The sequence below is a fragment of the Pantoea sp. MHSD4 genome (assembly GCF_021043305.1).
Classification (GTDB): Bacteria; Pseudomonadota; Gammaproteobacteria; order Enterobacterales; family Enterobacteriaceae; genus Pantoea; species Pantoea eucalypti.
Map to the genome: position 1 here is coordinate 1 of NZ_JAJNDH010000020.1, position 4,050 is coordinate 4,050.

Here is a 4,050-nt window from a genome sequence, read left to right on the forward strand (position 1 = left end):
GGTTTTTTCCGTACAGACAGAACTGACGATGACGCGGGTCAGTAAAAGTGGAAGGGAAATGATTTTTTTATTTAAAGCATCTTCTGATTAGAAGTAATGGATATCAGGGCGAAATTATTTTTCAAAACAAAATCCCGATTAAAAAATAAACATTTATGAACATGATCAATATAATATTTTTTCAGTCAATATGTATTTTGGATATCAACCAGGAAACACAAAGAGGAAATTATTTTTTAAATAATTTTAAATTAAAATAAGGAAATATAATATACATTACAAACCATCGTGATGCATGCACATTTAACATCCCCATTTATTTCACTGACTAACTACTTCTTGATTATTTCATTATGCATGTTAGCGAAAATCAAAACACACGAAAAAAAGGAACAATGCTGCCGGGCTTTACTGCCAACAAAGCTACACTGCTCATAAAGTTCGCAGATAAGCGCCACATCAGCATGGGCGACGGGTGAAGAGGTTAACCGCTTTGGCCTAATTTTTTTAAACTCCGGATGACGGTGTTAATGCCAATGTTCAGTTTTCTGGCGGTATCACGAACCCAGGCACCATTGATGAAGGCCATTTCAGTGATCTGTTCTTTAATGCACGGCTTACGGGCTTCATAAGCGTAAGTGAGTTGAAACACGCGGTGGCAGTGACGGCTGCGAAATCTGTCATAGCCTTTAGGGTTCTGACCATGGCGGTAAACGTGAGCAGACTGACAATGGAGGCAATGAACGTTAACGCTGGCCATGAGAATCTTAAAAGCGTGCATTATACATCAGATTAAACCAATTAGAGGCATCACCCTATATTTAAATACAGTGTCTACCCAAAACCCTACACTATAGTAACTTAATATAAAAAGTGATAGGATTAACTCTCTAAAAAAACCTTTTTCTAGTGAGAGGGAATTATTTTTATTCACTTATAATAAATCACTTCACAACCTTAATATCTTTAACCTCTCTATCACAAAAGTTGGTCCAATCCTTACGAATAGTCTCGGCCAAACTGATTAGATAGTCAAAGTCATCTCTATGAAGAAGATCATTTTCATCTAATACAAACACCTTACTAATGTCAAAATGCGAGTTTGGATAGAAATTTGGAATAAGAACACCTATAAACCATTTACTATCCGAACGCAGTAAATTAAAGTCACCTTGACGTGACTTAACAATCTTAGCTTCAATAATAAATCGCCCCTTCTTTAAGTCATAAACTTGATAGTCTATCTCTTTATCTAAATTTTTCATGGAAATAACAGTTTAATAATCACCAGTTGGTGATTTACCACCAGGGAACTTTATTTGCGTTATTCTTTATACATTAAAGCCTCAATATTTATCTACTACTGTACTTTTAAATATCTTTTTTTCCGTTTTTCATATTCAGGATCGATTTGATGAGGAAGAATGACTTTGAGTCCCGCGCCTATTTGAGATGCAATATAATTTGCGTTTGAAAGATGTTTGGCAAGCTCTGGGTCAGTTGTATCAAACTCTTTGGAAGCCAAACTCCCCAGATTCATGCTATGCAGGACACTTTTATCTTTTTCTTCACCAGTTAATATTTTTTTTACGTACATAAGCTGTTTCAGAGCAACCTGAAAAACTCTAAAATCCGGTTTTTCCATGGCTCTTTGATTAGTGATATCAATAGCATCATTGATGTAGTCTAAAGCAGTATATTTTTCTTTCTTCATCATAAACCCAATATGCACTCTTCTTGTTTGAGAGCAAAGGCAGATCTTGAATTAAAAATCACCAGGCCAACCTTATTACAAACGGAATGTATAAAGTAAGCTAAAGACAAACCTTTTTATTCACCAAATAGAAAAAACTAAAACTATATTAATTCAAAATTCTCCTTGCTAATTTCATTTATTACGTACTGCTCTGGGGCTTCTCTTATTTTTTTTGATAGATCTTTTAACATTTCAATATCGATAGAACGGATATCAATATATGGAGTTACAATGAAGAACCTTTCGACATCAACTTTGTAATCACCTTCACTAAACATAACCTTCATTACATATGAGCTATCGTCACACTCATACAGAGTAAAATCCCAAGGATTCATTGCTATTTTATTTTTACTCATTATAATTTCTCTCCTGTTAATAAATCGGTCACGGTATAATCTCTGCCTTTAACCATTCCTTCGGTTTTTACTACAGCCTCAAGATCACCTTGTGGTAGTTTGCCACCCGGAATCCATTGCTTATTAGCTCCCCATTCATTACCAGTAGGCATTTTTGGAGAGTACAACTCTGTAGGTTCAAATTCAATCAAAACAAGACTATCGTTTTTCAATTGTTCCTGTGGGATGCCTAATTTATCTGCAATCACTCCTACATCTCCTTTTGATTCAGAAATCATTTGTCCAGCGCGCTCCTTGGTTAGAACAAATTCCGTCCTCCCTGGATCAGGTTTACCAATACCATAATCTTCAAAACTTTTTCTAGTGACTATTCTAGATGCGCCATTTTCAAAGGATTTTGCATGAGAATCAATATAATCCTTAGGTAAATATGTTTCGGGGTCTGGCCTAAATGTTTTTTCGATACTTTGTATTTCGGCGATTTTTTCATCATTTAACGGAAGTTTGTTAGCATTAATATTATTACGACCACGCCAACCGTCAAACTTCATACCCCCTTTACCACCCAATGCCCCACCGGCAAAACTGCCTGCCAGCATAGACCATTTTTGACCGTCAGAGCCTTCACCAAAAAGTCTGCCACCGACCCAATCGCCAGCGTAACCGCCGCCCATTGCGCCAGCTAAGCCTAGCAGCGCAATAGCAGGAGATGCCAGGACCGCAACAGCTGCAGTGCCCACTCCCATCATCACCCAGTTTACCCAGCCAGGGATTTCGGGGTTGATATCGTCGGTCTGAAGTTTACCTCCGCCAATAAACACATTGGTTGAACCGCCAGATATCTCAGCGCTGCAGGTCAAACGGTCTCCGATGCGGGCGGCAGGAAAGTTGTTAATAAAAACTTTGTCCGAACCTTCAGCAACCCGTTGCGATGAGCCGCTGTGCTCATCGCAGTCGCCTTTGGACAAATGTGCACGTATCGCTGCTCTGCTGTTAGTGAAAACATTCGGTGAGCCGGATAACAGTTTGCCCGTGTTATGCCGCGGAGCCCATGACATGCTCCCTAGCACTTCACCCACCCCTCCGGCAGCACAGGCACCGGCTGCTGCTGCAGATACGACAACCAGAGCCGCTCCACCAGTTACAACAACGGCCGCTGCACCTAAAATGGCACCGCCAATTAACCCGGCGATCATCCAGCCTTTAGAAGCTGTATGGGCTATATCGTCCTGCTCTCTGGCAGCATTGAATTCAGCCATGATTTATACATCCTTATGTCTCTGAAGAAACGCAAGGATTTGTGATTCGCTGGCGAGATCTGCTGGTCCTTTAAATGCTTTTGCCATGCCAAGAATATCTCTTACAGATGAGTTTTTTCTGTGTGGTGATGTCCATAGTGCATAGCGCAACGGCTCTTCATTATTTAAGGCGGCGATATGTAATGGGCTTCCCGCTGAGTCAAAGAACAAATAACTGCCATTCAGAGCTCTTTTCAAATCAACATTCTGATAAAGTAATGTCACCGTTTCATGTGCGGTAAGCAATTTAGTATCGGTATCAAAAGAAAAGAAAATCCCCGACGCATCAGTTGCCACGGGTACCGGCTCATGATCAGAATCACGAGAATTAAATTTTATACTGTTAATAATCTCATGATATTGCTTAGTATAATAATCATTAAAACGTCCTGGGCACGTTCCAATATAACAAACAATCTTTTTACCCCCGGCGTCATCATCAAATAAAACAATCGATTGTTTTTGCCAGATCTCAGCGCCATCATTTTCAAAATGATAAAAAATCTCAACTGCAGGCAGATTATCTATCTCGATCAGTTGTGATGTTACGTTTACAAAAGCGGGAACAGTGACACTCATCTCATTGATAATTCTAGCGGCCACTTTTTGCACTGTATCGTCATGAAAAGCAGATGCA

The 4,050-nt window shown here is 39.4% G+C and carries 5 protein-coding genes and 1 pseudogene; all 6 read right to left on the reverse strand.

Annotation, left to right across the window (positions count from 1 at the left end; translation table 11 throughout):
- Positions 1-380: 380 nt before the first annotated feature.
- Positions 381-760 (reverse strand): annotated as a pseudogene (locus tag LQK91_RS21775) (IS1-like element transposase); the annotation flags it as partial.
- A 184-nt stretch (positions 761-944) separates the two neighbouring features.
- Positions 945-1,265 (reverse strand): hypothetical protein, encoded by a 321-nt coding sequence (locus LQK91_RS21780; protein ID WP_105100180.1) that lies wholly within the window; start codon positions 1,263-1,265, stop codon positions 945-947.
- 95 nt (positions 1,266-1,360) lie between these two features.
- Positions 1,361-1,717 carry an immunity protein Tsi6 family protein gene (locus LQK91_RS21785; RefSeq protein ID WP_008927177.1) on the reverse strand — a complete coding sequence of 119 codons (357 nt, stop codon included), beginning with the start codon at positions 1,715-1,717 and terminating at the stop codon, positions 1,361-1,363.
- A 140-nt stretch (positions 1,718-1,857) separates the two neighbouring features.
- Positions 1,858-2,115 (reverse strand): hypothetical protein, encoded by a 258-nt coding sequence (locus tag LQK91_RS21790; protein ID WP_105100181.1) that lies wholly within the window; start codon positions 2,113-2,115, stop codon positions 1,858-1,860.
- Positions 2,115-3,374, reverse strand: a complete 1,260-nt coding sequence (locus LQK91_RS21795; protein ID WP_105100182.1) for a PAAR domain-containing protein — start codon at positions 3,372-3,374, stop codon at positions 2,115-2,117. Before LQK91_RS21795 ends, LQK91_RS21790 begins: the two co-directional genes overlap by 1 nt.
- Positions 3,375-3,377: 3 nt before the next feature.
- A partial coding sequence (locus LQK91_RS21800) for a DcrB-related protein (protein WP_231001683.1) occupies positions 3,378-4,050 on the reverse strand: 673 nt, incomplete at its 5' end.